Raw genomic sequence first — 3,261 nt, 5'->3', positions numbered from 1 at the left:
CGGCCGCACCAGAGGGCAGTCTGCGAGAACGAGGTTAGGGGGTCAGAATTGGACGCCGATCCCCCGCCTCAAGGGGTCAAAGTTGCACGCCGAAACACATACAGGTCGTAGCTGAGGAGGACGATGTCGCCGTAGACGCTGAGCCTGACCACCGCGCCCCGGTTGAGTATGCCCAGGTGCGCTTCGAAAGCCTGCAGGGCGTCGCCGGTCGTCTCCGAGGTACGCATGAGCAGGCCGACGAGCCCGAGCGAGGCCAGCGTGGTCCGCTGCCCTGCGAGAAGTCCGCGATGCGGACAATGCGTGCGCTCGGCTCCGAGAATCATGAGGTGCCCGACAGCCGTGAACGGGGCGAGTTTGCTGTTGTCGAGGAGCTGCGGATCGAGACCTGCCGCGGCGATGAGGGCATCGGCATCGCCACCGAGTTCGGTGAGGGCGATGCGGATCCCCTGCAGAACCTCACTACGCTGCGCCGTAGCGCATTTCAGCGTCACATTAGATTCTTTCAGCTGACTCGGTAGCGCGCGAACCTTCGTTCCAGCATCGAACGACTTGCGCACAGCCTGTTCGATGTCGCCCGCGACAACGTGAGGCGGCCCGGCCCAAGACCGCGAAGCAGAATCTGGACAGCAGCCTCCAAATCTTTCGAATTGACGTTCGCGTCAGCTCATGAGTGACACCAAAACTTCGTACACGGAATCGAAGAAATTGCCCGATTAGAAAATTCGCTTTTTATTTTGGAACGATGCCCGATTCAGAAGATTTATTATCAACTATCAGCGCCAGCGGTGGACAGCGCTGAATTTTACGGAACTTCGTCTCCAAGGGCAAACAAGGAGCTTGACCATGGCCGATCGCACGCGGTTCGGACGGAAACAACGCCTTCCGTCGACGGTCCAAATTAAACACGATCTTGTGGAGATGGAGCGCGCAGACATTCTGCTATTCGAACTCCGCAAGCAGTCATGTACCGTAAAAGAACTCGATAGCATCATTGACGGCTTGATCGCCGAGCATCACATCTCCGGGGACCGTGCGAAGATGCTGATAAACCGTTTCGGACGGGAGAAAGCCGCGCTCGCATCTGCAGGCTACGATCTCGAGTCGAGGAAGCACGATTACGGTATCGTCTGAGCCGAGCCGGAGAAGTCAAATTTTTTTCACCCAAGTCAGGCCGATCGCCATTTTTTGCGAGACGTGGGTTCGCCCGCACGCTCAGATACGACCGACAAGACATTTTGAACTTCGGTTCTCATATAAGACGCCGAGAACGAATGTGTCCAAAGGTTCAAAGCTACAAGCAGAGCGCTAGCTCTCCCATATTGTCTCTGCGCCATGCTGACTTGATGCCTTGGCAGACCGGCTGCTGCACGCGCTGGAGAGTAGGCGGGGAAGAGGCGAGTAGGGAAATGGCCGGCGCCCTCGCCGTAAAATAGATCGCTGGGGGCGGAGAAATCTGGTGATGCAGCCGTTGACACATACCCTCACAGGCAAGTGAGAGCCTATCAACCCAGGGATTAGACGCAGCACGTCTCTGCTCACACGGAGCATGAACCGGTCATGCTGGATGATCTCAGCCTAAACGTGGTAGCCGGCTTGACCGTCGCGGCGGGCACTGCGTTGGCCCTGTTGGATTTATGGCGCAGACGTCGCCCACCACAGTGAAACGCGGTTTTCAGTCAGCTGATACGCGGCGCCGAGCTGTCGTTGCTTGCCTCGGGCAACCTCATCTCAGCCAAAATTGAGTGCAGCGCATCGCCGAGGTCGGCTGCTCCCGCGCGGCACACTCAATAATGCGTGGGGGAACGAGCAGCGCAACTTGCAGCCGCTGCGTCAGGCCCGGCGCAGTAAGCGTCCTGTTGCAGGGCTATCTTTGTCACTCTGAAAGGCGCAGGATACGACCATTGCCGATAGGGTTGAACCAGGCTTCGGTGACTGAGGGCCTCGAGTCCCCGCCTGCGATGGACAGGTGGTGGCATCGCAGTAATCCGCTGCTAGCGAACATCCACTGCTCTGCCGCACACGCTAGTTACGCCGCACCTATCTGTTCATAGGTATGGCTGCGCCAGATCAGCCATCGCGACGAAGGCTGAACATTCATTGGAGGAATCAGATGTCAGCGAGCGGCCTCGAGCGCCAAGCGGCAGCACCCAACGATGGTGACAAATCACTCATGGAACGATATGGAATTATTAGAGTTCCAGTAGATACCTTTAGATACCGCAATTTTCGCTACACTAATCTGAAGGATGCAGTTGCTCAAGCGAAACGCGATGCAGATGCTGGTCGACAAGCTACGGTGTCTACGTCCGATTGACCTATTTTTGCAGTATCATCATTTATGTGCATCAAATCAAGCTAAGATTTGAAGCTAACTGGTTTAGGTCGCTCGAACTTTGAGTGCGTACATCAAGATGTAATCGGACAATGATCACATTGAAATTTATTTTTCTATAATGATACTAGAGTATAGATCGAGTACAGTATTTATTCAGGAGGCGGCGATGATAAGAATGACACTTGCCGCGTTTGCATTAGTGAATTCGCTAGTGCCCACAGCGGCAGACACAAAACGTGACGTGCGCGGCGTTGAACTCGGGATGGATCTCAATCAAGCACAGGCTTCGCTTGAGCAGAAAGGAGCCATCTGCCGGAGGTGGGTGACGTCCCGCGAATGCCTGTTCGCGGACAAGTCGAAGATCGAATTATCACACAACATTAAAAATAAACAAGTCGTGACAAGAATTCACTTCACCTTCGAAGCGGTGCAAACTCCTGATGCTGGGCGTAAGCTCGTCGCAGACACAATCCGTGAGTACAGCCTCACGCCTGGCTTGTCCTCAGGCGATTGGCAGATGCCTGACGGATCATCCCTGATCCTTTCTCCGCTTGGCGATGCCCTTAGCATCCTCAGCCGAGAATGGTTGGTTGAGGCCGAGCGTGGAGGCAAAACAAGCGCCGGTGGTCAGGCTAGACCATAAGCGAGCGGAGGCTAGGCCTAAGCGCCGATTGCGTCAGCTTCTTCGCTGTAGCAGCTGGCGGCCTACCTCGGTGTCGGATCGTCACTCCGCCCATATTGGTTGGGCGTAGACGGGAATCGGTTTTTCGTGCTGCTGAGCGCACTGAGAATGTGCGATAATAAGCCACCGTTCCTAGAACGTTGCTTGTCCGTCGTCAGATGATTTGAGACGGTTTGCGGTGCTCAGGAACGGAGGCTCTGGTCCACCTTGGTTGAGAGGTTAGGCAGCCTGCGCGTGGTGGCGC

3 protein-coding genes are annotated in these 3,261 nt (G+C 55.7%); 2 read left to right on the top strand and 1 reads right to left on the bottom strand.

Annotated elements, in window-relative coordinates; translation table 11 throughout:
- Positions 1-68: 68 nt before the first annotated feature.
- Entirely contained in the window at positions 69-557 is a 489-nt protein-coding gene (locus tag MTDSW087_RS29695) for an AraC family transcriptional regulator ligand-binding domain-containing protein (RefSeq protein WP_186384055.1), read from the bottom strand.
- Positions 558-843: 286 nt separating this feature from the next.
- On the opposite strand from MTDSW087_RS29695, the gene MTDSW087_RS29690 reads away from it, so the two are divergent.
- Together MTDSW087_RS29690 and MTDSW087_RS29685 are read left to right on the top strand one after the other, a co-directional pair.
- Entirely contained in the window at positions 844-1,131 is a 288-nt protein-coding gene (locus tag MTDSW087_RS29690; protein WP_144769371.1) for a hypothetical protein, read from the top strand.
- A gap of 1,379 nt (positions 1,132-2,510) precedes the next feature.
- Positions 2,511-2,978, top strand: coding sequence for a hypothetical protein (locus tag MTDSW087_RS29685; RefSeq protein WP_144769369.1), 468 nt, complete (start codon positions 2,511-2,513; stop codon positions 2,976-2,978).
- Positions 2,979-3,261 lie beyond the last annotated feature (283 nt).

Source organism: Methylobacterium dankookense (assembly GCF_902141855.1).
Taxonomy (GTDB): Bacteria; Pseudomonadota; Alphaproteobacteria; order Rhizobiales; family Beijerinckiaceae; genus Methylobacterium; species Methylobacterium dankookense.
Note: the sequence above shows the minus strand (reverse complement) of the source record. Positions and strands in the feature narration are given on the sequence as shown.